General features: G+C 66.7%; 21 protein-coding genes. 14 read left to right on the forward strand and 7 right to left on the reverse strand.

All coding sequences use genetic code 11. From position 1 onward, the window contains the following. The first annotated feature begins 11 nt into the window (after nt 1–11). Nucleotides 12–611 (forward strand): glutathione-regulated potassium-efflux system oxidoreductase KefF, encoded by a 600-nt coding sequence (gene kefF / locus ACW17Z_RS12160; RefSeq protein WP_492056190.1) that lies wholly within the window; start codon nt 12–14, stop codon nt 609–611. A 3-nt stretch (nt 612–614) separates the two neighbouring features. Continuing rightward, nucleotides 615–2,516, forward strand: a complete 1,902-nt coding sequence (locus tag ACW17Z_RS12165; RefSeq protein ID WP_492056191.1) for a monovalent cation:proton antiporter-2 (CPA2) family protein — start codon at nt 615–617, stop codon at nt 2,514–2,516. A gap of 177 nt (nt 2,517–2,693) precedes the next feature. On the opposite strand, the gene ACW17Z_RS12170 is transcribed toward ACW17Z_RS12165, so the two are convergent. Continuing rightward, complete coding sequence (locus ACW17Z_RS12170) at nt 2,694–3,398, reverse strand: YiaD family glycine zipper/OmpA-like lipoprotein (RefSeq protein WP_492058523.1); 705 nt, start codon at nt 3,396–3,398, stop codon at nt 2,694–2,696. Between the two features lie 183 nt (nt 3,399–3,581). On the opposite strand from ACW17Z_RS12170, the gene ACW17Z_RS12175 reads away from it, so the two are divergent. Continuing rightward, nucleotides 3,582–4,517 carry an isopenicillin N synthase family dioxygenase gene (locus ACW17Z_RS12175; protein WP_492056192.1) on the forward strand — a complete coding sequence of 312 codons (936 nt, stop codon included), beginning with the start codon at nt 3,582–3,584 and terminating at the stop codon, nt 4,515–4,517. Nucleotides 4,518–4,756: 239 nt separating this feature from the next. Here ACW17Z_RS12175 and ACW17Z_RS12180 read toward each other — a convergent pair whose 3' ends face one another. Then, the gene (locus tag ACW17Z_RS12180; protein ID WP_492056193.1) at nt 4,757–6,424 is read right to left on the reverse strand and encodes a TadE/TadG family type IV pilus assembly protein; all 1,668 of its coding nucleotides are present in this window, start codon (nt 6,422–6,424) and stop codon (nt 4,757–4,759) included. Between the two features lie 159 nt (nt 6,425–6,583). Further along, entirely contained in the window at nt 6,584–8,056 is a 1,473-nt protein-coding gene (locus tag ACW17Z_RS12185; RefSeq protein WP_492056195.1) for a hypothetical protein, read from the reverse strand. Between the two features lie 127 nt (nt 8,057–8,183). Here ACW17Z_RS12185 and trmD point away from each other — a divergent pair, with 127 nt between their 5' ends. From trmD to leuB, 6 genes are all read left to right on the forward strand, one after another. Next, nucleotides 8,184–8,921, forward strand: coding sequence for a tRNA (guanosine(37)-N1)-methyltransferase TrmD (gene trmD, locus ACW17Z_RS12190; protein ID WP_492056196.1), 738 nt, complete (start codon nt 8,184–8,186; stop codon nt 8,919–8,921). A 3-nt stretch (nt 8,922–8,924) separates the two neighbouring features. After that, complete coding sequence (gene rplS, locus ACW17Z_RS12195; protein WP_419253760.1) at nt 8,925–9,317, forward strand: 50S ribosomal protein L19; 393 nt, start codon at nt 8,925–8,927, stop codon at nt 9,315–9,317. Nucleotides 9,318–9,712: 395 nt separating this feature from the next. After that, nucleotides 9,713–11,149, forward strand: a complete 1,437-nt coding sequence (gene leuC / locus ACW17Z_RS12200) for a 3-isopropylmalate dehydratase large subunit (RefSeq protein WP_492056197.1) — start codon at nt 9,713–9,715, stop codon at nt 11,147–11,149. After that, complete coding sequence (leuD, locus tag ACW17Z_RS12205; RefSeq protein WP_492056198.1) at nt 11,149–11,757, forward strand: 3-isopropylmalate dehydratase small subunit; 609 nt, start codon at nt 11,149–11,151, stop codon at nt 11,755–11,757. Before leuC ends, leuD begins: the two co-directional genes overlap by 1 nt. A gap of 139 nt (nt 11,758–11,896) precedes the next feature. Beyond that, nucleotides 11,897–12,199 carry a putative quinol monooxygenase gene (locus ACW17Z_RS12210; RefSeq protein ID WP_419319140.1) on the forward strand — a complete coding sequence of 101 codons (303 nt, stop codon included), beginning with the start codon at nt 11,897–11,899 and terminating at the stop codon, nt 12,197–12,199. Nucleotides 12,200–12,211: 12 nt separating this feature from the next. After that, nucleotides 12,212–13,264, forward strand: coding sequence for a 3-isopropylmalate dehydrogenase (gene leuB, locus ACW17Z_RS12215; RefSeq protein ID WP_492056199.1), 1,053 nt, complete (start codon nt 12,212–12,214; stop codon nt 13,262–13,264). 597 nt (nt 13,265–13,861) lie between these two features. On the opposite strand, the gene bioB is transcribed toward leuB, so the two are convergent. Continuing rightward, nucleotides 13,862–14,875, reverse strand: a complete 1,014-nt coding sequence (bioB, locus tag ACW17Z_RS12220) for a biotin synthase BioB (protein ID WP_492056200.1) — start codon at nt 14,873–14,875, stop codon at nt 13,862–13,864. A 112-nt stretch (nt 14,876–14,987) separates the two neighbouring features. Here bioB and ACW17Z_RS12225 point away from each other — a divergent pair, with 112 nt between their 5' ends. The 5 genes from ACW17Z_RS12225 to ACW17Z_RS12245 all read left to right on the forward strand — a co-directional run bounded on the left by ACW17Z_RS12225 (nt 14,988) and on the right by ACW17Z_RS12245 (nt 21,235). Then, nucleotides 14,988–16,490 (forward strand): CYTH and CHAD domain-containing protein, encoded by a 1,503-nt coding sequence (locus tag ACW17Z_RS12225; protein WP_492056201.1) that lies wholly within the window; start codon nt 14,988–14,990, stop codon nt 16,488–16,490. 99 nt (nt 16,491–16,589) lie between these two features. Further along, a complete protein-coding gene (gene ahcY / locus ACW17Z_RS12230) occupies nt 16,590–17,981 on the forward strand; it encodes an adenosylhomocysteinase (RefSeq protein ID WP_492056202.1) in 1,392 nt (463 codons plus the stop codon). Between the two features lie 113 nt (nt 17,982–18,094). Continuing rightward, the gene (locus ACW17Z_RS12235) at nt 18,095–19,183 is read left to right on the forward strand and encodes a sensor histidine kinase (RefSeq protein ID WP_492056203.1); all 1,089 of its coding nucleotides are present in this window, start codon (nt 18,095–18,097) and stop codon (nt 19,181–19,183) included. Between the two features lie 66 nt (nt 19,184–19,249). After that, complete coding sequence (locus ACW17Z_RS12240) at nt 19,250–20,098, forward strand: pyridoxal kinase (RefSeq protein WP_419319134.1); 849 nt, start codon at nt 19,250–19,252, stop codon at nt 20,096–20,098. A gap of 9 nt (nt 20,099–20,107) precedes the next feature. Next, the gene (locus tag ACW17Z_RS12245) at nt 20,108–21,235 is read left to right on the forward strand and encodes a serine hydrolase domain-containing protein (RefSeq protein WP_492056204.1); all 1,128 of its coding nucleotides are present in this window, start codon (nt 20,108–20,110) and stop codon (nt 21,233–21,235) included. A gap of 121 nt (nt 21,236–21,356) precedes the next feature. Here ACW17Z_RS12245 and rarD read toward each other — a convergent pair whose 3' ends face one another. The 3 genes from rarD to ACW17Z_RS12260 all read right to left on the reverse strand — a co-directional run bounded on the left by rarD (nt 21,357) and on the right by ACW17Z_RS12260 (nt 25,173). Next, nucleotides 21,357–22,259, reverse strand: a complete 903-nt coding sequence (gene rarD, locus ACW17Z_RS12250; protein WP_492056205.1) for an EamA family transporter RarD — start codon at nt 22,257–22,259, stop codon at nt 21,357–21,359. A 94-nt stretch (nt 22,260–22,353) separates the two neighbouring features. Then, nucleotides 22,354–23,382 carry an aspartate-semialdehyde dehydrogenase gene (locus ACW17Z_RS12255; RefSeq protein ID WP_492056206.1) on the reverse strand — a complete coding sequence of 343 codons (1,029 nt, stop codon included), beginning with the start codon at nt 23,380–23,382 and terminating at the stop codon, nt 22,354–22,356. A gap of 171 nt (nt 23,383–23,553) precedes the next feature. Then, complete coding sequence (locus ACW17Z_RS12260) at nt 23,554–25,173, reverse strand: long-chain fatty acid--CoA ligase (RefSeq protein ID WP_492056207.1); 1,620 nt, start codon at nt 25,171–25,173, stop codon at nt 23,554–23,556. Nucleotides 25,174–25,527: the final 354 nt, after the last annotated feature.

Below are 25,527 nucleotides of genomic sequence, written 5' to 3' on the forward strand. Positions count from 1 at the left end.
GGAGACGCCGCTTGAACGCTCACGAAACCCGGGGCGAGGCTAGCACCGCCGCCGCTGCGCCCGCCACCTCTGGTGTGCTGCTGGTTCTGGCCCATCCCGCGCTTGAACGGTCTCGCGCCAATCGGGCCTTGGCCAAGGCTGCCAAGGGTCTTTCCGGCGTCAGCTATCGCGACCTCTATGAGACCTATCCCGATTTCGCGATCGATATCGAGACCGAACAGGCTTCGCTGGTGGCCCATGACGTGATCGCCCTGCAGTTCCCGCTGTACTGGTATTCGACGCCAGCCCTGCTGAAGGAGTGGCTGGACCTGGTCTGGCTGCACGGCTTTGCCTATGGCGAGGACGGCGCGGCCCTGGTCGGCAAGCGCCTGTTCGTCGCCTGCACCACGGGGGCCAGCGCCAAGGCCTATCACGCCCAGGGCTATAATCGCTTCACGATGGACGAGTTCCTCAGGCCGCTGGAACAGACCGCCCACCTATGCGGCATGGTCTGGGAGACGCCCTTCGTCGTGCATGGCGCGGCGGTCAAGGACGACGCGGCGCTGAAGGCCGAGGCCGAGCGCTACAAGGCGCGGATCGCCTCGCTTCTCCCGAAGACACTGGAGGTCTGAGCCATGCAATCCTTCCTCACCCAGACCCTGTTCTATCTCGGCGCGGCCGTGATTTCGGTGCCCATCGCCAAGCGGCTGGGTCTGGGCTCGGTGCTGGGCTATCTGATCGCCGGCGTCATCATCGGCCCCCACGCCCTGTCGCTGATCGGCGCCCAGGCCGACGTGATGCAGTTCGCCGAGTTCGGCGTCGTCATCCTGCTGTTCCTGATCGGACTGGAGGTTCAGCCCTCCACCCTGTGGGACATGCGCAAGGCGATCTTCGGCTTCGGCGGCGCGCAGGTGGTGGTCACCTCGGCGGCCATCGCCGGCGTCTCAATGCTGCTGGGCCTGCCCTGGCAGACGGCCCTGGCGGTCGGCATGGTGCTGGCCATGTCGTCGACCGCCATCGTGCTCCAGACCCTGGACGAAAAGGGCCTGAGGCAAGGGCCGGTCGGTCGCGCCGCCTTCGGGATCCTGCTCCTGCAGGACCTGGCGGTGATCCCGATGTTCGCCTTGCTGCCGCTGCTGGCCACCATCGCGCCGCCTGTGCATGGCGACGCCGGCGGCCATGCCGCCAGCCTGGTCTCGCACCTGCCGATCTGGGCCCAGGGCCTGTCTGTCCTTGCCGCCGTCGGCGCCGTGGTCGGCGGCGGGCGCTATCTGGTTCGGCCGCTATTCCGCTTCATCGCCAAGGCCCGCCTGCGCGAGATCTTCACCGCTTCGGCCCTGCTGATCGTGGTCGGGGTGGCCAGCCTGATGCAGATGGTCGGACTGTCGCCGGCGCTGGGCGCCTTCCTGGCCGGGGTGGTGCTGGCCGAGAGCGAGTTCCGCCGCGAGCTGGAGACCGACATCGAGCCCTTCCGGGGCCTGCTGCTGGGTCTGTTCTTCATCACCGTCGGCGCGGGTGTCGACCTGCCGCTGATCGCCAGTCAGCCCCTGACCCTGATCGGGCTGGTGCTGGGCCTGATGGTGCTGAAGTTTCTGGTCATGCTGGGTCTGGCGAGGCTGTTTGGCGCGCCCCTGCGCGGCGCGGCGGCCGTCGCCACGGCCCTGGCCCAGGGCGGGGAATTCGCCTTCGTGCTGCTGACCTTCACGGTCGGGGCCGGCGTGATCGGCGCCACACTGGCGGCCCTGTTGACCGCCGCCGTGGCCGTTTCCATGGCCCTGACGCCGCTGGCCATGATCCTGTATGAGCGGGTCGCCGACGCCATGGACGCGGCCATCGCCGATGTCACGCCCGATACGGGCGATTTCGACGACGGCGAGCCCGACATCATCATCGCCGGTTTCGGACGGTTCGGTCAGATCACCGGCCGCCTGCTGACCGCCAACGGCTTCCGCTCGACGGTTCTGGACAGCGATATCGAACAGATCGACCTGCTGCGCCGCTTTGGCCGTCGGGTGCATTATGGCGACGCCACCCGCATGGACCTGCTGCGCGCCGCGGGCATCGAGCGGGCGCGAATGCTGATCGTGGCCCTGGATGATCGCGAAAAGACGGTCGAACTGGTCGAGACCGCTCGCAAGGCCTTTCCCGACCTGGTGATCCTGGCCCGGGCCTGGGACCGGCGTCATGCCTATGACCTGCTGGCCAACGGCGCCGACGCGGTCGAGCGCGAGACCTTCGAGTCCGCCCTGGCCCTGGGCCAGACCGCCTTGCAGAAGCTGGGTTTCCGCGCCCACCGCGCGCATCGCGCCGCCTCGTTCTTCCGCCATCACGACCGACGTACCTTCGAGGAGCTGCGTCCGATGTGGGGGCAGGAAGAGGCCTATATCCTGGCCTCGCGCGACGCCGCCCAGACGATGGATCGCCTGCTGGCCGCCGACCTGTCGCGCCTGCGTCCGGGCGACGCCGGCGGGGCGTGGGACACGGCCAGCCTGGAGCAGGAACTGCGCGAGCGGGCTGAGAAGGAGGGGGCGGAGTAGTCCTTCTCCCCTTGCGGGAGAAGGTGTCAGCCGCAGGCTGACGGATGAGGGGTCGCGCCGACGCCGGCAGCCTCATCCGTCGCGTGGCTTTCGGTCGGACAGGGCTATCGACCCCTCATCCGACCCGCTGCGCGGGCCACCTTCTCCCGCAAGGGGAGAAGGTCACGTTAGCGACGACTACGTGATCGGGCGCAGAACGATCTCGACCCGGCGGTTCTGGCTGCGGCCCTCGGCGGTGCCGTTGTCGGCGATCGGCTGGCGTTCGCCCATGCCGGCCACGAAAACGCGGTCGCCCAGAACCCGGCCGGCGCCGACCAGATAGCTGGCCACCGAGCTGGCGCGGCGCTCCGACAGGGTCTGGTTATAGGCGTCGGGGCCGCTGCTGTCGGCATGGCCGACGACGTCGATGGTGGTCTGGGGATAGGCGTTCAGGGTGCGGGCCACGTCGTCGAGCACGCGGGTGAACTGGGGCTGCACGTCCGACTGGTCAACGGCGAAGGTCACGTCGCTGGGCATGACCAGAACGATCTGGTCGCCGTTGCGGCGGATCATCACGCCCGAGCCTTCCAGGCTGCGACGGAAGTCAGCCTGCTGACGGTCCATATAGTTGCCGACCGCGCCGCCGGCCAGGGCGCCGATGCCCGCGCCGATCAGCGCGTTCTTGCGACCCTGCTCGCCCGAACTGGTGTTGGTCAGATAGCCCAGCACCGCGCCGACCCCGGCCCCGCTCAGCACGCCCGTGCCGGTGTTGTTGCGCACCGGCATGCCGGTGTAGGGGTCGGTGGTGGTGCAGGCGGTCAGGGCGGCTGCGCCCATCAGCAGCGCAACACCCGCGAGCAAAGCTCGCTTCTTGCCTTCTTGGGGCGCAGTCTTCTTCATCATCATGGCCGTGGTCTTCCGTGTTCAGGTCCGGTGCGTGTGCTCACGCTTGATCATCGAGAACGCAAACGCCTCGCTCATGGTCAAGTTCCATCCTGCGACATGACCCGACGATGAACGGGTCTTCGTTCCGGACGTTTCCCGGTGTAGTAAGCCCCGACTTACTAATTTCCAAGGTTTAGCCCTGTGTCCACGTCCGCGATCGAACCGGTCTCCTTCACGCTCTACAGCAAGGACTTCGAGGGCTTCTCCCAGGCTCTGGGCGCCTCGTTCGAGCGCTACGGTTTCGCCGTGCTGTCGGAGTATGATCTGGATCAGGCCCGCATCGACGCGGCCATCTCGGACGCCAAGGCCTTTTTCGCCCTGCCGGTCGACATCAAGACGCACTATGCCGGCATCAAGGGCGGCGCGCGGGGCTATATCCCGTTCGGCGTCGAGACCGCCAAGGGCGCCACCCACCATGACCTGAAGGAATTCTGGCACATGGGCCGCGATCTGCCGGCCGGCCACCGGTTCCGCGCCACCATGGCCGACAATGTCTGGCCGGCCGAGATCCCGGCCTTCAAGCATGACGTGTCGTGGTTCTACAACGCGCTGGACGCCATGGGCGGCAAGGTGCTGGAGGCGATCGCCGTCTATCTGAAGCTGGACAGAAGCTTCTTCAAGCCCACCATCGAGAACGGCAACAGCGTCCTGCGCCTGCTGCACTATCCGCCGATCCCGATCGACGCCACGGGCGTGCGGGCCGGCGCGCACGGCGACATCAACACCATCACCCTGCTGATGGGCGCCGAGGAGGGCGGTCTGGAGCTGCTGGACCGCAACGGCGACTGGCTGCCGATCAATCCGCCGCCGGGCTGCATCGTCGTCAATATCGGCGACATGCTGGAACGCCTGACCAACCACGTCCTGCCCTCGACGATCCACCGCGTGCAGAACCCGCCGCCCGAGCGCCGTCACATCCCGCGCTACTCGACCCCGTTCTTCCTGCACTTTGCGTCGGACTACGAGATCAAGACCCTGCCCGGCTGCATCACGCCGGAAAACCCGGACCGCTATCCGGAGTCGATCACCGCTGACGCGTTCCTCCAGCAGCGGCTGCGCGAGATCAAGCTGGCCTAGCTGGCGTACCCTCCCCCTTCGGAGGCGGACTATTGCCTATGGCCAAGAACGGTTGTCATCCCGCCCCAGCCTTGGCCCGAGCGCGTAGCGCGAAGATCCGGGACCGACGCCTGAACGCAGCGCTTCCGGCGGTCCCGGATCTGCGCCCAGCTTTCGCCAGGCTTGTCCGGGATGACAACTTTTCTGGGCGCAAACTCATAGGCGATAGCCCTGCCGTTCGGGGGGCGGGCGCACCGCCCCTACTTCGAGATGCGCAGGTTCTGGATCGAGCCGGCTATGGCGTCGAAGACGGCGGTCAGCTGGTCTGCGTTCGTGACGTCATAATACTTGTCGCTGGTGGAGGCGCAGCCCTGCAGCACGACCTTGGAGTGGTCCGAAACTCCCACGCCGATGCTGTAGATGATCACGCCCTTGGCCTTGGCCGCAGCGCAGGTCTTGGTCTGGCGACTGTCCATGGCGTCGCGGCGATCGGCTCCGCTGGCCCCGGTGTCGAGCGAGACGTTCGAGGCGTTCTTCAGCCGCTTCTGCCAGACATAGCCATAGCCGCTATAGGTCGAGTCATTGGGGTTGCCGGTCTCGCTCATGACGTTGTCGCCGTCGGTGAGCAGGACGATGACCTTGCTGACATTCTTGGTTCCATAGGCCGAGCCGTCGGCGAACGGGGCGTTGGGCGATACCATGTGCCAACCCCAGACCATGCCCATGGCGACATTGGTGTTGCCGGTAGCGACCATGTCGTCGAGCTTGTCCTTGACCGTCGTGGCCCCGGCGCTGGTGCGCACATTGGTCATCCGCAGGACGCTGGCGATCCCGCAGCCGTCATTGGGGCCGTAGTCTGTGCCGGTCTTGGCCTGGCTGATCACCTTTGACTTGTTGCCGGTAGCATACTTGGCGACTTCGCCCTGACGCGTGAACCAGTTGGTCGAACTAGATTTGTCGTCAGTGATCCAATTGTTGTAGATTTCGCCGTTGTTTCTGGTTCTGGCGTCACGATACTTCGACGATGATGATGGATAGTTCACCGTGTTGTCGTCGGGCTCGTCGGGCGCGAAAAACGGGATGAACATCGAGGCCGGCGTCGAGGGGCTCGGCGCGTCGTCTGTGGTGTCGTACGGGTGCGGCCGGCTCTCGACACAGCCCGCCCAGGTGGTCCCCGTCTGGGTCATCATGGTGAAGCGGTTCTGCGAGGTCGCGAAGACGTCCGGACCGTAATAGGCCTGGTCCGGCATCGTGGCGGTGATCCAGTTGGCCGACGAATAGGTCGACCCGACATTGACGGTCATCGAGAACGGCACCACCGCGATCTTGACCGCATCGGTCTCCGAGGCGCGGGCGGCGGCGGCGTAGAGGGTGTCGACCAGGTCCTTGGACGCGTCGATCAGGGCGTCGATCTTCTTGCCGCCCGTGCCCAGGTCGTAGTCCATCGAGCCGGTGTTATCGAGCACCAGGGCCACTTCCAGCTTGTTGACCGAGCGCAGCACTTCGGAGCTGGCGGTGACGGTCGAATTGCCGTTGGTCCACAGGTTGGAGATGATCGGCGTGACGGTCACGGACGCCGAGCCGATCACCTTGTTGCCTGTACCGGACACGAAGGTGGTGTTGGCGGTCGTCAGGGTCAGGCCCAGGCCGGCCATCTCGGCGGCGAAGGCCGCATCGCCGACCGTATCGAGTCCCTGATTGGTGGTCGCCGTTGAGCGGGCGGCCATCAGGGTGGCGGCGTCCAGGGCGTCCTGCAGCTGGCGGCGCTGAACGCTGAGCCGGTTCATGTCCAGCAGGCCAAAGGCCAGGATGGAGATCGGCAGGGCCAGAAAGGCGAACTGCACGGCCACCGCGCCGCGCTCGTCGCCGCGCAAGCGCTTGAAAAGGCCGGCCGAGGCGCGCTTTCGGAAATGGAGCACTGAGGCCATCCTGCTACGTGTTACCCAAATTGGGTTAAACTGGTGAACAGTTGGCAAATTTTGATGGTGACCTGGAAAGTCGCCTGGCTGTCGCGCGCATCCCCTGCGGCTCCTGAAGTGGAGCCGCCGCACGCGCCGGGGGCTGGTCTTGTGGCTTCGGCAATCATTCTATTTTGCAATGTAAAGACTACGCAGGGCGTCGGCGATGTCCTGGAAGGCCTTCAGAAGATTGGCAGTGTCTGTGGCGTCGAAATAATGGCTTTCATCGGTGGCGCAGGTTTTCAAGATATTCTTGATGCCGGTATCGGTGACATTGAAGGCAACGGTGAAAACCTCAATTTTCTGGGCCTTGATGTTGGCGCAGAGCTCAGCCGTGTAGGTGTTGGCCTGGGTTGCTGGGCTGCTGGCGTTGGGCGACGGCGAGACGTCGTGTCGCCCGTTGCCGGCGTTCATCAGCTTGGAGTTTGCGCCGTCCGTCATCAGCACCAGGGCCTTGCGCGGCTTGCGGTTCAGACCCGTGCTGTCATAGGCGGCGGCGTCCGTCAGGGGCTGAGCTGGGGACAGCATGTTGAAGCCCCAGGCCAGGCCGGACGGAATATAGGTGTCGCCGGTGGCCGTCAGCGCCGTGATCGCCGCCTTGACCGTCGACACCGTGCTGGTCAGGCGCGTCAGGGGCGTCGCGCAGCTCAGGTTCATGAAGCCGGGATAGACTCGCAGCGGGTCGGTATCATTGACGTTCTTGGGATAGGCGGGCGAGCCGACGCAGCCGAGGAACTTGAAGGTGTTGGTGGTCACCTTGTCGGCCGTACAGGTGGTCACCGGCGTGATCGGCGTCGTGACGCAATTGATCGACCGGCTGCAGGTTGAGGAATAGGGCACGCCGTCGGTGTATTTGGTGCAGGCATAGGTCTGGGTCTGGCAGGTGGTCTTGGTGGAGACCGTCGTGCAGGTTCCCTTGGTGGTGGTGGTCGTGGTGTAGTCGGCCGGGACGTTGATCCAGCTCTGGTTGCGGTTGGCGATGCCGACATTAACGTACTGGCCGAACGGCACGACGCCGATCTTCACATTGGCGGTGCTGTCGGCCGTCAGCTTGTCGACCAAAGAGGTCGCGGCGGTTTTCAGGGTCGTCAGCTTGGCGCCGGCCATCGAGCCAGTGGTGTCCAGCACCATGACCAGTTCGACCGGCGCGTCCTGGCCTCGTTTCACCGTCGTCTGGGCCGTCACGGACACGTCGGCATTGGTCCAGAGATTGGCGATGATCGGCTTCAGGTCGGACTTTACCGTGCCGATGACCGAATTGTCCGCGCCGCCCTTGAAGGTCGAGTTGCTGGCGGGAACGACGATGCCGAGCCCGGCAATCTCCGCCGCAAAGGCGGCGTCGCCGATGGTGTCGAGCTGGGCGTCGGTGGTGGCGTTGGCCCGGGCGGCGAAAAGGGTCGAGGCATCCAGGGCGTCTTGCAGCTGCCGGCGCTGGATACTCACCCTGTTCATGTCCAGAAGGCCAAAGCCAAGCAGGGCGATCGGCAGGGCTAGAAAGGCGAACTGCACCGCGACCGCGCCGCTTTGGCTGGCCCGCAGGCGACGGCCGAGCCGGCGAAGGGCGTCGCGCGGCGACGGGAGAAGACAGCGTGGACCGCTCATGGCGATTATCCCGACCGATTGACAAGGTCTCCTATGCCCCGATCTTCGTGTACAATCCGCCAACACTGAACCGACCCTGGCCCAGGTCAGCTTCGACAAGCGCTTCGCCGGGCGCTAAACAGCGGCCATGCCGTTCACCGCCACCGTCATGACCATGTTCCCCGAGGCCTTCCCCGGTCCGCTCGGCGTCTCGATGATCGGGACCGCCTGGAAGGAGCAGGACCTGTGGCGATTGGAAACACTGGACATTCGGGCCTTTTCCAAGGATAAGCGCGGCTTCCTCGACGACACCCCTGCGGGTGGCGGCGCGGGAGCGGTACTCAAAGCGGACGTCATCGCCGCCGCGCTGGACAGCGTGGAGGTCGGTGGGCGGCCGCTTTTGTACATGAGCGCCCGGGGTCGGCCCCTGACCCAGGCGCGTGTTCGGCAATGGAGCGAGGCGCCCGGGATCATCGTCCTGTGCGGCCGTTTCGAGGGGGTGGACCAGCGGGTGCTCGACGCCCGGGGGTTCGAGGAGGTCTCGGTCGGAGACGCGGTGCTCGCCGGTGGCGAGGCGGCGGCGATGGTCGTGATCGAGGCGTGCGTTCGACTTGCCCCGGGGGTTCTGGGGAACATCGAGAGCACGCTGGAAGAAAGCTTCGAGGACGGCCTCCTCGAGCATCCGCAGTACACGCGACCGCGGACGTTCGAAGGACTGGATATCCCCGAGGTGCTGCTGTCTGGCGATCACAAGCGGATCAACCAGTGGCGCAACAGTATGCGTGAAGAGACGACACGCGAGCGGCGGCCCGATCTTTGGGAAGCGCATCTCGCCAATCAACAGGCAAAAGGCGGCCCGAAAAAGGGTAAGCCCAAAGGAGACTGAGACATGGCTATCAACATCATCAAGCAACTCGAGCAGGAAGAATCTGCGCGTCTGCTGGCCGTCCGGGCGATCCCCGACTTCCAGGCCGGCGACACCCTGCGCGTCAACGTGAAGATCAAGGAAGGCGAGCGCGAACGCGTTCAGGCCTACGAGGGCGTCTGTATCGCCCGTTCGGGCGCCGGCATCCATGAGAGCTTCACGGTCCGCAAGATCTCGTTCGGCGAAGGCGTGGAGCGTCTGTTCCCGCTGCTGTCGCCCAACATCGAAAGCATCGAAGTCAAGCGTCGCGGCGTCGTCCGTCGCGCCAAGCTCTACTATCTGCGCGACCGTCGCGGTAAGTCGGCCCGCATCGCCGAACGCCAGACGATCCGCAAGGAAAAGGGCGCCGCCGAATAGGCTGCCCTTCCTGCGACCTGAACGAGGCCCCGGTGGAAACGCCGGGGCCTTTTTCTTTGCCGCGTTTTCTTGCCCGGTCTCGACCCATCTGGGCGAGATCGCCCTTTAGTGCGCTCGCACGCTTCTTGACAGAACCCGTCTTTGGGCTGACCGTCGTGTCACCCCCACCGCCTCGGCGACGGGGTTTCAGACCGCTCCCTTCCAGGGTGTGGCCGGTTTCAAGGACCTCAGGTCTCGAAACCAAATGACAACAGGGCGCGCTCCCATGTCTCACGCGAGCGGGGCGCGCCCTTTCTTGTTCAGCGAAGTCGCCAGTCGGCCACGCCCGGCAAGAAATTGTCGCCGGCCCGGCCCGGGACTGGATTTTCACGCATGATCCGCCCTATATCCCCGCCATGTCCGGCAAAACCCTTTACGACAAGATCTGGGACGCTCACGTCGTCAGCGAGGCTGATGGTGAAGCGATCCTCTATATCGACCTGCACCTGATCCACGAGGTGACCACCCCGCAGGCCTTCGCCGGCCTACGCGCGGCCGGTCGCAAGGTGCGCCGTCCCGACCGCACCCTGGCGGTGGCCGATCACAACATCCCCACCGAGGGCCAGGCCCTGGGGGTCGACGCTGTCGCCGACGAAGAGGCCCGCCTGCAGCTGCAGACCCTGGCCCGCAACGTCAAGGACAACGGCATCGAGTTCTTCCCGATGGGCGATATCCGCAACGGCATCGTCCATGTGGTCGGGCCCGAGCAGGGCCGCACCCAGCCGGGCATGACCATCGTCTGCGGCGACAGCCACACCTCGACCCACGGCGCCTTCGGGGCCCTGGCCCATGGCATCGGCACGTCGGAAGTCGAGCATGTGCTGGCCACCCAGACCCTGCGCCAGAAGAAGTCCAGCAACATGCTGGTCCGCGTCGACGGCCAGCTGGGTCCCGGCGTCACCGGCAAGGACATCGCCCTGGCCGTGATCGGCGAGATCGGCACCGCCGGCGGCACCGGCTATGTCATCGAGTTCGCCGGCGAGGCCATTTCGGCCCTGTCGATGGAAGGCCGCATGACCCTGTGCAACCTCACCATCGAGGGCGGGGCCAAGGCCGGGCTGATCGCGCCTGACGACAAGACCTACGCCTATATCCAGGGCAAGCCCGCCGCCCCCAAGGGCGCGGCCTGGGACATGGCCAAGAGCCACTGGAAGACCTTCTTCAGCGATCCGGACGCGGTGTTCGACCGCACCGTGACGATCGACGCCTCGACCCTGGTCCCGATGGTCACCTGGGGCACCAGCCCTGAGGACGTGATCCCGGTGACCGGCAACGTCCCCGATCCGGAAAGCTTCGCCACCCCCGACAAGCGGGCCGCCGCGCACCGGGCGCTAGACTATATGGGCCTCACCGCCGGCCAGCCGATCAGTGAGGCGCGTATCGACCGCGTCTTCATCGGCTCGTGCACCAACAGCCGGATTGAGGACATGCGCGCCGCCGCCGCCGTGGTGCAGGAAGCCTTCCTGCACGGCCGGCTGGTCGCCGACCACGTCACGGCCATGGTCGTGCCGGGCTCGGGTCTGGTGAAGGAACAGGCCGAAGAAGAGGGCCTGGACGCCATCTTCAAGGCTGCCGGCTTCGACTGGCGGGAACCGGGCTGCTCGATGTGCCTGGCCATGAACCCCGACAAGCTGCAGCCAGGCGAGCGCTGTGCCTCGACCAGCAACCGCAACTTCGAAGGCCGCCAGGGCCGCGCCGGCCGCACCCATCTGGTCTCCCCCGCTATGGCGGCGGCGGCGGCGATCGCCGGCCACCTCGTCGATGTGCGAACCTTCCTTGAGGAGAGCGTCTGATGCAGGCCTTCACCCGCCTCGACGGCCGCGCCGTTCCGCTGTCGCTGGCCAATATCGACACCGACCAGATCATCCCCAAGCAGTTCCTCAAGACCGTGGAACGCGAAGGGCTGGCCAAGGGCCTGTTCTACGACTTCCGCTTCGACGGCGAGGGCAAGCCCATCGACGACTTCGTCCTGAACCGGCCGGAATATAAGGGCGCCAGCGTGATGATCGCCGGCGACAATTTCGGCTGCGGCTCCTCGCGCGAGCACGCCCCCTGGGCCCTGATGGACTTCGGGATCATGTGCGTGATCTCGACCAGCTTCGCCGACATCTTCAACAACAACTGCTTCAACAACGGCCTGCTGCCGGTGGTGCTGGCGCCCGAAGAGATCGCCGTCCTGATGGACGAGGCCAAGGGCGGCAATCACATGGTCAGCATCGACCTGGAAGCCCAGACCGTGATCTCACCCTCGGGCAAGACCTTTGCCTTCCAGATCGATCCGGTGCGCAAGGACAAGATGCTGCGCGGCCTGGACTTCATCGGCGAGACGATGATGCACGGCGCCGACATCGACCTGTATGAAAGCAAGCGGGCGATCAGCGAGCCCTGGCTGGAAGTCTAGCCGTGAGGGCTGTCATCCCGGACGAGCGCGTCGCGCGAAGATCCGGGACCGACGCCTGAGCGCCGCGTTCCAGGTCGGTCCCGGATCGGCGGCCCTGCGGGCCTTGTCCGGGATGACAACCTTTTTTGAGACTGAACCCATGACCATCATCCTCGCCGGCACCGTCCGCCTCCCGCCCGAACGCCTGGCCGACCTGCGGCCGCACCTGCGCGCTCAGGTCGAGGGCAGCCGGGCCGAGCCGGGCTGCCTGGACTACGCCCTGACCGAGGATCCGCTCGATCCGGGCCTGATCCGGGTCTATGAGCATTTCGTCGACGAAGACGCCCTGGCCTTCCACCGCGCCAGCCCGCACATGGCCGCCTGGCGCGCCTGCTGGCCGGAGCTGGGTCTGGGCGAGCGCCGCATGTCGTCATTCGACGTTTCCGCCTACCGCGAAATCTGAAGAGAGCCCTCCATGTCCACGCTTCTCCTCCTGCCGGGCGACGGCATCGGTCCCGAAGTCACCGCCCAGGTCCGCCGCGTGGCCGCCGCCCTGACGCCTGATTTGAACGTCGAGGAGGCCATCTATGGCGGCGCCAGCTATGACGTCCACGGCACGCCCTTGACCGACGAAGTGCGCGAGCGGGCCCTGGCCAGCGACGCGGTGCTGATGGGCGCCGTCGGCGGTCCCAAGTGGAAGGACGCCCCGCGTCACCTCCGCCCGGAAGCCGGTCTGCTGAACCTGCGCAAGGCGATGGACGTCTATGCCAACCTGCGTCCGGCCTATTGTTTCGAAGCCCTGGCCGACGCCTCCAGCCTGAAGCGCGAGCTGGTTTCGGGCCTGGACATCATGTTCGTCCGTGAACTGACAGGCGGCGTCTATTTCGGCGAACCGCGCGGCATCACCGACCTGGGCAACGGCCAGAAGCGCGGCGTCGACACCCAGGTCTATACGACCGCCGAGATCGAGCGCGTCGCCCGCGTCGCCTTCGAGCTGGCCCGGGGCCGGACCAATCGCGTGGCCTCGGCCGAGAAGTCCAATGTCATGGAGTCCGGCCTGCTGTGGAAGCAGGTCGTCACCGCGCTGCACGCCCGCGACTATGCCGATGTCCAGCTGGAGCACATCCTGGCCGACAACTGCGCCATGCAGTTGGTCCGCGCGCCCAAGCAGTTCGACGTCATCGTCACCGACAACCTGTTCGGCGACATCCTGTCGGACGCCGCCGCCATGCTGACCGGCTCGCTGGGCATGCTGCCCTCGGCGGCGCTGGGCGCACCGGGCAAGCCGGGCCTGTACGAGCCGATCCACGGCTCGGCTCCCGACATCGCCGGCAAGGGCGTGGCCAATCCGCTGGCCGCCATCCTGTCGTTCGAAATGGCCCTGCGCTGGTCGCTGGGCCAGGCCGACGCCGCCGACGCCCTGCTGGGCGCCGTCAAGGCGGCCCTGGATGGCGGGGCGCGCACCCGCGACCTGGGCGGTTCGCTCTCGACGGTCGAGATGGGCGACGCGGTTCTGAAGAGGCTTTAGGGGCACAGGTCCTCTCCCTCTGGGAGAGGGTCGGGAAATGGGGATTGGGCGCGCTCAATCCCCGTTCTTTCCAAAGCCGACCTCAACGAAATCAACCGCTTGTAAAATAGTTGATCGCGCCAATCCTCGGAGCTCAAACCTCCCGTATTCTTGAAGCTGTCCCTGTCGCAGGGGGAGGCGCCTGGATCCGGCCCAACAGCGGCGATGGGGATGGAGCTGAGCGGGGCCGCGCGGTCACGCGGCGAGGACGAAGGTGGTCTGTTCGTTGGATAGATCCGGGACCACCGGAAGGCTCGTCGGAGGAACAGCGCGGAGCAACAGGGCGAGGGATCGTAAACCCGCCTATCGCGCATCGTCGGGGGTCGAGGCGGTTAGCCGATCGACCTTGGTGCGCGCCCGTACGGGGGCTCTTGGGTATCAGAGCTGAAACACGCTCGCTTGGCCCAATCCTCACGCAAGAACAGCTTCTGCGAAGCGGACAGGTCGAGCCGAAACGCACATAACACATCACGGTCATCCGGGGTCGCCCCGGCCGCTTCGCGCCTCCCCACTAAACTCAGCGAGCAGTCGCGTGAGGCTGAAAAGCCGTGTCCGCGACTATTCCGCCGCCACGGCCTGCGCCGGCTGGCGCACGCCCATCGGACGCAGGTCCAGGTCCTGGAACAGGGCGCTGTCCTCATCCTGGCCCGGCAGGGGCGTGGTCAGCAGCTTGCCGCCGACGAAGATCGAGTTGGCGCCGGCCAGGAAGCACAAAGCCTGCAGCTCGCGGCTCATCTCGTCACGGCCGGCCGACAGGCGGACCATGGACCGGGGGCAGACGATGCGGGCGACGGCGATGGTGCGGACAAATTCGATGGCGTCGATGGCCTTGTCGCCATCCTTCAGGATCCGGTCGCCCAGCGGCGTGCCGCTGACCGGCACCAGGCCGTTGATCGGCAGGCTGTCGGGGTGGCTGGGCAGGGTGGCCAGCTGATGCAGCAGGCTGGCGCGGTCGCGGCGGGTCTCGCCCATGCCGACAATGCCGCCGCAGCAGGTGCTCATGCCGGCGTCGCGGACATGGGCCAGGGTGTCGAGGCGCTCCTGATAGGTGCGGGTCGTCACCACGTCGGCATAGTATTCCGGGCCGGTGTCGAGGTTGTGGTTGTAATAGTCGAGGCCGGCGTCCTTCAGCGACTTGGCCTGCTCGGCCGTCAGCATGCCCAGCGTGGCGCAGGTTTCCAGGCCCAGGGCCTTCACCCCGCCGATCATCGCCGCCAGCTTCGGAAGGTCACGGTCCTTCAGTTCGCGCCAGGCCGCGCCCATGCAGAAGCGTTGTGCGCCGCCGTCGCGGGCCGCGCGGGCCTTGGCGATGACGACATCGGCGTCCATCATCTTCTCGGCCTTCAGGCCGGTCTTGAAGTGGGCGGACTGGCTGCAATAGCCGCAGTTTTCCGCGCAGCCGCCAGTCTTGACCGACAACAGCTGCGAAAGCTGCACTTCAGAGGGATCAAATCCGGCGCGGTGGACGTTAGCGGCCTGGAACACCAGCTCCATGAAGGGCTGATCGAACAGGGCCTCGACCTGGGTCAGGGTCCAGTCGTGACGGGGTTGTGCGGCGTTGATTTGCGTCATGGCGCGCACGTTTGAACCGCGCAATGCCGCTTGGCAAGTCGCCGCCGTCGCGCCATAGGCCTTAGCGGCCGAACAGCGCGCCAGCGGCCGGGCCAAGGGCCAGGATGGGAACATGGATCGAGAAATCGAGCTGAAATTCCTGATCGCCCCCGAGGCGGCCGACGAGATTCTGACCCTGCTGAGTGGCGAGGGGGGCAGCGAGGGCGCCGTTCGCCAGCTGGACGCCACCTATTTCGACACCGCCGATCACGCCCTGCGCCAGGCGGGCTTTGGCCTGCGGGTCCGTGACGGCGAAGGCGGCCGCAAGCAGACCCTGAAATCGGCTTCGGCGGGCGGGATCTTCGCACGCGGCGAGTGGGAGACCGCGATCGCTGGCCCGGGTCCGGACGATGCGGCCCTGGCGGCGACGCCGGCGGCTGCGGTGGTCAATGGCCAGGTCCTGCACCCGGTGTTCACCACCAAGGTCGAGCGCACGGTGCGCATGATCCGCCGGGGCGAGACGGTGATCGAGGCGGTGGTGGATCGCGGCGAACTGATCGGCCAGACGCGCCGGGCGCCGGTCTGTGAACTGGAGCTTGAGCTCAAGGCCGGGTCGCCGGCGGCGCTGTTCGACCTGGCGCGTGAACTGGCGCAGCGGGTTGCGCTGCGCCTGTCGCTGGTCAGCAAGGCCGAGCGCGGCTACGGCCTGGCCGCCGCCGGTCAGCCTGCGCCCGAGATGCGCCGCTCGCCCGCCCAGCTGACGGCGGACATGAGCGTCGGCGAGGCCCTGCAGGCGGTGGGACGCGCGGCCCTGTCCCAGCTGTGCGCCAATGTCGAGGCGCTGCGCGAGCGGCCCGGTCCCGAGGGCGTGCATCAGCTGCGGGTCGCCGCGCGCCGCATGCGGGCGCTGCTCAAGGCGTTCAGGCCGCTGTCGACCGGACCGGAGGCCCTGGCGCTGGACGGCGAACTCAGCTGGCTGGCCGGCGAACTGGACACGGCCCGGGACCTGGATGTCCTCATTGCCGAGGTCTGGCGACCGGCCTCGGCGGACTCGCAAGCCGAGGGCGCGGCGGCCTTCGGACGGGCCTTGCTGGCGGCCCAGGCCAGCGCCTATCTGCGCATGGAGGCGGCGCTGGAGAGCGCTCGCGGCCGCGCCCTGCTGCTGGAGGCCGCCGCCTGGCTGGAGGCCGGATCCTGGACCGCCGCCCCGGACCTGGCCGCCGTCCGCGACGGGCCGGCGCCCGCCTTTGCCGCCGGAATGCTCAAGCATCGTCGCCATGTTCTGGTGAAGAAGAGCGCGCACCTCAAAGACCTGGATCCGCCGACCCGCCATCGCCTGCGCCTGAAGGGCAAGACGCTGCGCTACGCCGCCGCGGACCTAGCCGGCCTGTTCCCAGAGCACCCCCGGCGCGCCGAACGCTTCATCGAGGCGACCAAGGCCCTGCAGGACGCCCTGGGCCACCTCAACGACCTGCGTGTGGGTCCCGAACTGGCGCGCAGCATAGCCCTGGCCAGCGGCGAACCCGAGGCGAGCCTCGCGGCCGGGCGACTGGCCAGAAGCGGCGACGAGGCCCGCCTGCTGCGCCAGGCCTGCAAGGCCCGCGACGCCTTCGCCGACGCGAAGGTCTTCTGGTGAAGCCTGGCCCATATAAAGATATCTTTATGCGTTAATTGCCCGGAAGGGTCGCTCGCGCTATAAGCCCCGAAAGATCTTCACCGACCGCAGGAGCCGACCGTGGCCGACTACATCGTCAAGGACATCTCGCTCGCCGATTACGGCCGCAAGGAAATCGCCATCGCCGAGACCGAAATGCCCGGTCTGATGGCCACCCGCGCCGAATACGGCCCGGGCCAGGTCCTGAAGGGCGCCCGCATCGCCGGCAGCCTGCACATGACCATCCAGACCGCCGTTCTGATCGAGACCCTCACCGCCCTGGGCGCTGAAGTCCGCTGGGCCTCGTGCAACATCTTCTCGACCCAGGACCACGCTGCGGCCGCCATCGCCGCCTCGGGCGTGCCGGTGTTCGCCTTCAAGGGCGAGAACCTGGTCGAGTACTGGGAATATGCTCACAAGATCTTCGAGTGGCATGACGGCGGCTATCCGAACCTGATCCTCGACGACGGCGGCGACGCCACCCTGCTCTGCGTGCTGGGCCCCAAGGCCGAGAAGGACCCGACCCTTCTCGACAACCCGCAGAACGAGGAAGAAGAAGCCCTCTACGCCGTGATGAAGAAGTACCTGGCCGAAAAGCCCGGCTTCTACACCGCCATCCGCAACGCCATCACCGGCGTGTCGGAAGAAACCACCACGGGCGTCCACCGCCTGTACCAGATGGCCGCCAAGGGCGACCTGCCGTTCCCGGCGATCAACGTCAATGACAGCGTCACCAAGTCCAAGTTCGACAACCTGTATGGCTGCCGCGAAAGCCTGGTCGACGCCATCCGTCGCGGCACCGACGTGATGCTGTCGGGCAAGGTCGCCGTGGTCTGCGGCTATGGCGACGTGGGCAAGGGCTCGGCCGCTTCGCTGCGTCAGGGCGGCGCGCGCGTGATCGTCACCGAAGTCGACCCGATCTGCGCCCTGCAGGCGGCGATGGAAGGCTATGAAGTCCAGACCCTGCAGGACGTCGCCGCCAAGGCCGACATCTTCGTCACGGCGACGGGCAACAAGGACGTCATCACGCTGGACGACATGCGGATGATGAAAAACAACGCCATCGTCTGCAATATCGGCCACTTCGACAGCGAAATTCAGATCGCCGCCCTGCGCAACTACAAGTGGGACGAGATCAAGCCGCAGGTCCACCACGTGGAATTCCCGGACGGCAAGAAGCTGATCGTGCTGTCCGAAGGCCGTCTGGTGAACCTGGGCAATGCGACGGGTCACCCCTCGTTCGTGATGTCGGCCTCGTTCACCAACCAGACCCTGGCCCAGATCGAACTGTGGACCAACCGGGCCAGCTACGAGCATCAGGTCTACACCCTGCCCAAGCACCTGGACGAGAAGGTCGCCTTCCTCCACCTGGAAAAGCTGGGCGCCAAGCTCTCGACCCTGCGCCCCGATCAGGCCGCCTATATCAACGTGCCGGAAAACGGCCCGTTCAAGCCGGATCACTACCGCTACTAGCATCGCCTCAAGGCGAACCGATCAGGCCCGCTCGCGGAAACGCGGCGGGCCTTTTTCGTGGACCGGGAACCGAAAGCCTCGCTGTCGTATTGATAGGGCGGCAGGAGCCCCCAATGTCCGCTGAGCACGACGCCAGACTCGCCAGGCTGATCATCGAGAACGCCCTCGGCTACGCCATCTTCACGATGGATCTTGAGGGCCGGGTGACCAGCTGGAGCCGGGGCGCCGAGGCCGTGCTGGGCTATAGCCGCGAGGAGGCGATCGGCATGTCCTTCGGTGAGCTCTTCACCATCCCCGACCGGGAAACCGGCGCGGACAGGAAGGAGCTCGAAAACGCCAAGCAGATGGGCCGGGCCGAGGACACCCGCTGGCACCTGCGCAAGGACGGCGCCCGCTTCTGGGGCAATGGCATGACCATGGCGATCTTCGAGCCGGAACTGACCGGCCTGATGAAGATCCTCCGCGACGAGACCCCGGCCAAGCTGGCCGAGGACCAGCGGGTGCTGCTGCTCAACGAGCTCAACCACCGGATCAAGAACACCCTGGCCACGGTGCAGTCGATCACCGAGCAGACGCTGCGCGCCGCCAAGGTCGACCCCGCCGTCCGCAACGACCTGACCAATCGCCTGATGGCGGTGTCGGACGCCCACAACGTGCTGGTCCACGAGAGCTGGGCGGGTGCGGATCTCGGCGCCATCGTGCGGCAGGCGCTGGCCCCCCATGATCACAAGCACATCAGCCGCTTCAGGATCGACGGCCCTCTGGTCTGGCTCAGCCCGCAGCAGGCGGTGGCCATGGCCCTGGCCCTGCACGAACTGGCGACCAACGCGCTGAAATATGGCGCCCTTTCCACCGCAAGCGGTCAGGTCGAGATCGCCTGGAACCTGTCGTACAGCCAACTGGGCGCACGCCAGATCAGCCTGCTCTGGCGCGAGCTGGGCGGGCCCCTGGTCACGCCGCCGGCGCGCACGGGGTTTGGCACCCGCCTGATCGCCCGAACCTTCGGCCAGGAAAGCGGCGGTCAGGCGCGGATCGACTATCTGCCACAGGGCGTGCAGTGCGCGATGCAGCTGCCGCTGTCGGTCAGCGGCGAAGAGCCGGCGGCCTGGGCCTCGCTCGTCGCCGACCAGATCAGCCCGCACCGCGCCGCCGCGGTGGTCCGGGCCGACGCCAGGGGCGAGACCGACTCGCCGATTTCCTGAGCGCATAGCCGCATAGGCCCAGCGACGCCCTGTTCAAGTTGGCCACGGTCCGGTAAGCCGCTTGCCATGCCACTCGCCTTGATCATCTCCAGCCATGTCGCCGGCAGCCGCGTCGGCGCATCGGCCCAGGCCACAGCGCTTGTCCAGTTCCGCATCGACTCCATGGTCGTCCCGACCGTGCTGTTCGGCCGCCACCCCGGCTGGGGCGTGCCCGGCGGTGCGCCCGTGCCGATCGAGGTTCTGGAAGGCATGCTCGACGGCATGGAGGCCAATGGTCTGTTTGGCCTGACCGACATCGTCATCACCGGCTATTTCGCCAGCGCCGCCCAGGTGCGCGCCGCCGCCCGGGCCATCGACGCCGTGCGCGAGGCGCCCCGCGAAGGGGCCGCCAGCCGCAAGCCCTCGATCATCGTCGACCCCACCATGGGCGACGCCGGCAAGGGCCTCTATGTGCTGCCCGAGGTGGCCGAGGCCATCGCCGCCGAGCTGATCCCGCGCGCCGACGTTGTGGCCTGCAATGCCTGGGAGCTGCAGAAGCTGACCGGGGCCGACGCCCGCGATCCGCAATCGGCGATGCGCGCCGCCCGCCTGCTGGGCAAGCCGACCCTGGTCTCGTCCGTCCATCGCGGGGCCGAGATCGGCGTGGTTCTGGCCGACCGCAAGGAGGCCTGGCTGGCCGCCCACGCCAAGGCCGAGCGCTCGCCCAACGGCACGGGCGACCTGCTGACCGCCCTCTACGCAGCCTCGATCCTGGAAGGCCAGACCCTGTCCTACGGCCTGGCCCGCGCGGTCGGCGGGGTGGCCGAGACCGTGACCGCCGCCAATATCTGGAACGCGCCGGAGCTGCCGATCGTGGCCATGGGCGCGCGGATCAAGCAGACCTCGCCCACCGTGCGTATCGAGCGACTAGCCTAGAGAGCTTCCATGACCGTCGACATCACCGGCGTCTGCGCCGACCGCTTCTCGCGGGTCCGCGACGTGTTCGAGGCCAATTTCGCGGACGGCGGCGAGCTGGGGGCCCGGTTCGCCTTCGCTGTCGAGGGCGAGATCGTCGTCGACCTGATGGGCGGTTTCGCCGATCGCCAGCGCACGGTCCCCTTCGGTCCCGAAACCCTGACGGCGCTGTTCTCGACCACCAAGGCCGTCGCGGCCCTGATGGTCGCTCGCCTGGTCGACGAAGGCCGTCTGGCCTATGACCAGCCCGTCGCCGATGTCTGGCCCGAGTTCGCCCAGGCCGGCAAGCAGGACATCACGGTCGAGCAGGCCATGTCGCACCAGGCCGGCCTGTCGGGCTTTCCCGACGAGACCGATCCGGCCATCTGGTTCGACTGGGACGCCACCTGCGCCAAGCTGGCGGCCATGGCCCCGCTGTTCCCGGTGGGCTCGGCCAGCGGCTATCATCCGGTGACCTTCGGCTATCTGGCCGGCGAGATCTTCCGCCGCGTCGATGGCCGGACGATGGGCACGGCCCTGCGCGAGGACATCGCCCAGCCGTTCGGTCTGGACCTGTGGATCGGCCTGCCCGACAGCGAGCACGCCCGCACCGCCGAACTGATGCGCCCCACGACCCTGCCGAAGTTCGGCGAGATGAACGCCGCCGTGAAGGCCGCCTTCATGACCCCGTGGGCGGCGCCCTCGGGACGCGGCACGGACGAGTGGCGACGGGTCGAGATCCCCTCGGCCAATGGTCACGCCACCGCGCCGGCCCTGGCGCGGCTGATGGGCGCCCTGGCCAATGGCGGGCTGCTGGACGGCAAGTCGCTGATCACGCCGGCCGGGATCAAGGCCGCGACCGCTGAACGCATCGTCGGCCGGGATCTGGTGCTGCCCTACGACATCAGCTGGGGCGCGGGCTTCATGCGCAACACGCCCAACTTCTTCTATGGCCCGACCGCCGAGGCGTTCGGCCATTCGGGCTGGGGTGGTTCGTGCGCCTTCGCCGATCCGACGACGGGCGTGTCCGGATCCTATGTGATGAACAGGCAGGGCAACGCCCTGATCGGCGACCCCCGCGCGGTGCGGCTGATCGAGGCCGCCTACGCCTCCTTGTAAGCTGTCATCCCGGGCGCAGCGCAGCGGAGACCCGGGACCGCAACAGGCTCGGAGCTTCCGGCGCTCCCGGCTCTGCGCACTACGCCCCCGGCTCAAGGCCGGGGCGGGATGACAGGTTCTTTCACACCACCCGCGTCCGCTTCCAGGCCCCGTAGGCGAACACCGCCACCCCCGCCCAGATGAACCCGAAGGACAGCGCCCGCATTGGTGTGACGGCCTCGCCCAGGGCGATTCCGACCCCGAACTGCAGGGTCGGGGCCAGGAACTGCAGGAAGCCCATGGCGCTCAGCGGCATGCGCCGCGCCGACCAGGCGAACAGGGCCAGCGGCACGACAGTAGCGGGGCCGGCCAGCAGCAGCAGGGTGGTCACGCCCGCCCCGCCACCGAAGTGGCCGGCGCCGGTCGACTGCAGGTGCAGCACATAGAACAGGCCCGGCACGGCCAGATAGGCGCACTCGATGAACAGGCCCGTCTGGGCGTCGGCCTTCACCTGCTTGCGCAGGATGGCGTAGGCGCAGAAGCTGAGCGCCAAGCCTAGAGAGATCACCGGCAGATGGCCCAGGGCGGCGGTCTGGATCGCCACGCCCACCACGGCCAGGCCGATGGCGATGGCGCCCTCGCGACTGATCCGCTCACGGAACAGGATCGCGCCGGCCGCCATGTTCATCAGCGGATTGATATAATAGCCCAGGCTGGCCTCGATCACCTGTCCTGCGTTCACCGCGAACACATAGATCGTCCAGTTGATGAAGATGGCCGCCGTCGAGCAGGCCAGGATCAGCAGGGTCCTGGGCTGGCGCAGCACCGCCGCCACCTGTCCCGCCTGCCTGGCCAGCAGCACGGCCATGAAGGCCCAGGGCGCCGCCCACAGGGTGCGGTGGGCGATCATCTCCCACGAGCCGACGCCCAGCTTGGCCAACAGGTGGAAATACAGCGGCAGGAAGCCCCACAGCATGTAGCAGCCCACCGCAGCGATCACCGCTGTCCGGGCTTCGTCCGGGGTCTTGCTCACATCCGCCGACATGGCGCTGGTCCTTCAATCACAAACGAAAAGGGCTCCCGGGACCTTAAGTCCCGGGAGCCCCCAAATCCGCCACCCGCATGTTGCGGAAGGGGGTTCAGGCCGGGGTTTTCTGCTTGATCAGACCCTTGTCATGCAGAAGCTGCGCGATCTGCACGGCGTTCAGCGCCGCGCCCTTGCGCAGGTTGTCGGCCACGCACCACAGCACGATGCCGTTCTCGACCGTCGGATCGGTGCGGATGCGCGAGACATAGACCGGGAACTCGCCGGCGCTTTCCTTGGGCGTCATGTAGCCGCCGTCCTCGCGCTTATCGATGACTTCCACGCCGTCGGCGTCGCGCAGGATCTCGCGGACATCGTCCTCGTCCAGCGGGGTTTCGAACTCGATGTTCACCGCCTCGGCGTGACCGACCATGACCGGCACGCGCACGCAGGTGGCGACCAGCTTGATCGACGGATCCAGGATCTTCTTGGTCTCCGCCATCATCTTCCACTCTTCCTTCGTGAAGCCGTCCTCCATGAAGCTGTCGATGTGGGGGATCACGTTGAAGGCGATCTGCTTGGTGAACTTCTTGGGGGGCGGCGCGCCCAGGACGAACACGCCCTTGGTCTGCTCCCAAAGCTCGTCCATGCCTTCCTTGCCCGCGCCCGACACCGACTGGTAGGTCGAGACGACCACGCGCTTGATCTTGGCTTCGGCGTGCAGGGGGGCCAGCACCACCACCAGCTGCGCGGTCGAGCAGTTGGGGTTGGCGATGATGTTCTTGGGCATCTTCAGAACGGCGTCCGGGTTCACTTCCGGCACCACCAGCGGCACGTCCGGATCCATCCGGAAGTGGCTGGAATTGTCGATGACGATCGGACCGGCCGCGCCGATCTTCTCGCCCCATTCCTTGGAGATGGCGCCGCCGGCGCTCATCAGCACGATATCGACCGTGCTGAAGTCGAACTGGGCCAGGTCCTCGCACTTGAGGATCTGATTGCCGAACGAGACCTCGACGCCAATGGATTTGCGGCTGGCGATGGCGTGCATTTTATCGACGGGGAATTTCACTTCCTCGAGGATATTGAACATCTCACGGCCAACATTGCCCGTGGCGCCGACCACGGCGACCCGGTAACCCATAGCGGTCTCCAATCTGACTTTTCCGCCCCGAAACGGCGGGAAGCGACCCGTTACGCCCCGGGGGGGCGATAGGCAAGGCAAGGCTTTCTCTCAGCCCCGATAGAACCTGGCCTGTGCGGCCATTTTTCACCCCATGGCCTGCGGCGGACCCGTTCCGCGCCGGCACGTCCGTCAGCCGATCAGATGCTCGCGCCACGCTGCGCGCAGCACCTTCTTGTCGATCTTGCCGGTGGCGGTCAGTGGCACTGCCGCGAAGACCACATCGTCGGGCGTCCACCATTTGACGATGCGGGGGGCCAGATAGTCGAGCACCTCCGCCTTGGTCACGCTCGCCCCCTCGTGCGCCTCGATCACCAGCAGCGGCCGCTCCTCCCACTTGGGGTGCGGCACGCCGATCACGGCGGCGATCTTCACACCGGGGCAGCCGACGGCCACGTTCTCCAGATCGATCGAGCTGATCCACTCGCCGCCTGACTTGATCACGTCCTTCTGGCGGTCGGTGATGCGCATGAAGCCGTGCTGGTCGAGGGTGGCGATGTCGCCGGTGTCGAACCAGCCGTCGTCCTGGGCGGCGTCGGCTTCCAGGCGGAAATAGCGCTTCACCACCCAGGGGCCGCGCACCTTCAGCGCGCCGGAGGTCTCACCGTCGCGGGGGGCGTCTGAGCCGTCATCGGCCTCGACCTTCAGCTCGATGCCGAACTGCAGCCGGCCTTGACGGGTCCAGATGGCCTCGTCCATGGCCTCTTCGCCCAGGGCGGCGAGGGAGGGCGTGGGCGTGGCGACAACCCCGATCGGGCAGGTTTCGGTCATGCCCCAGATCTGCAGCACCGAGACGCCGTAGAGCCGCTTGAAGGTCTCGGCCATGGCCCGCGGCACGGCGCTGCCGCCGATCACCACCCGCTTCAGCGTGGTCGGGCTTTCGCCGTTCTTTTCCAGCCAGTCGAGATACATCGTCCAGATGGTCGGCACGCCGCCGGTGAAGGTGACGCCCTCGCCCTCGATCAGGGCGTGAAGCGAGGCCCCGTCCATCTTGTCGGCGGGCAGGACCAGCTTGGTCCCGCAGATCGGGGCGCTGAACGGCAGGCCCCAGGCGGTGGCGTGATAGAGGCTGGAACAGGGCATCACCACATCGAAGGCGGTGAAGCCAAAGGCGCTGTTGAGGCCCCCGGCCATGGCGTGCAGCACGACGGCCCGATGCGAATACAGCACGCCCTTGGGATCGCCGGTCGTACCCGAGGTGTAGCAGAGGAAGGCCCCGGCGTTCTCGTCGAAGTTGGGCCAGACGATCGTGTCGGCCTCACCGGCGATCAGGGTCTCGTAGGAGATCGCGCCCACCGAGCCGGGGATCGTCCGCTCGGGATCCGACAGCATCACGAAGGTCTTCACCGTGGTCAGTTGCGGCGCGATGCGCTCGACCAGGGCCTGGAAGTTGCGGTCAAAGAACAGCACCGCGCTTTGCGCGTGATTGATCGTGTAGACGATCTGCTCGTCGAACAGCCGGGGGTTGGCGGTGTGCAGCACCGCCCCGATGCCGGGGGCGGCGTAGAACAGCTCCAGATGCCGGTGGGTGTTCCACGCCAGGGAGGTCACCCGGTCGCCGGGCGCAACGCCCAGCCGCTTGAGGGCGTGAGCCAGTTGGGCTGAGCGGCGGCCAAGGCCGGCATAGTCATAGCGCCAGACCGGCTCGTCGATCAGCTTGGAGACGATCTCGCGCGCGCCATGGGCCTGCTGCGCATAGGTCAGGATGCCGCTGATCATCAGCGGGGTGGTCTGCATCAGGCCCGGTAACATGCGCGGCGCTCCCTTAGATATGTTGTTGGGATCAGCCTAGAGCAAAGGTCGCCATGATTGAATCATGTCGTTTGCTCTAGATTCTTGTTTTGACGCGTTATTTCGGCGGCGAACCGGTATCCGCTTCGCCGAATAACGCTCTGGGGCGTCGCGCAAGGTTTGGGGAAGGGGGCGCCGCGCGCCGCCTCTCCCGGACCGGCGACTATGGGGATACAGCGCCCTCAATCCCCGTTCTTTTTAGACGAGACCCCAGCCAGATCAGCAACTTGCAAAAACTTTGATCGCGCCCGTCAGACGCGCTGAATCTACCCGCATAATCAATCTCACCTGACAGCACGGGAAGGGCGCACGTAC

This window comes from Caulobacter sp. GSs2, from assembly GCF_058680895.1.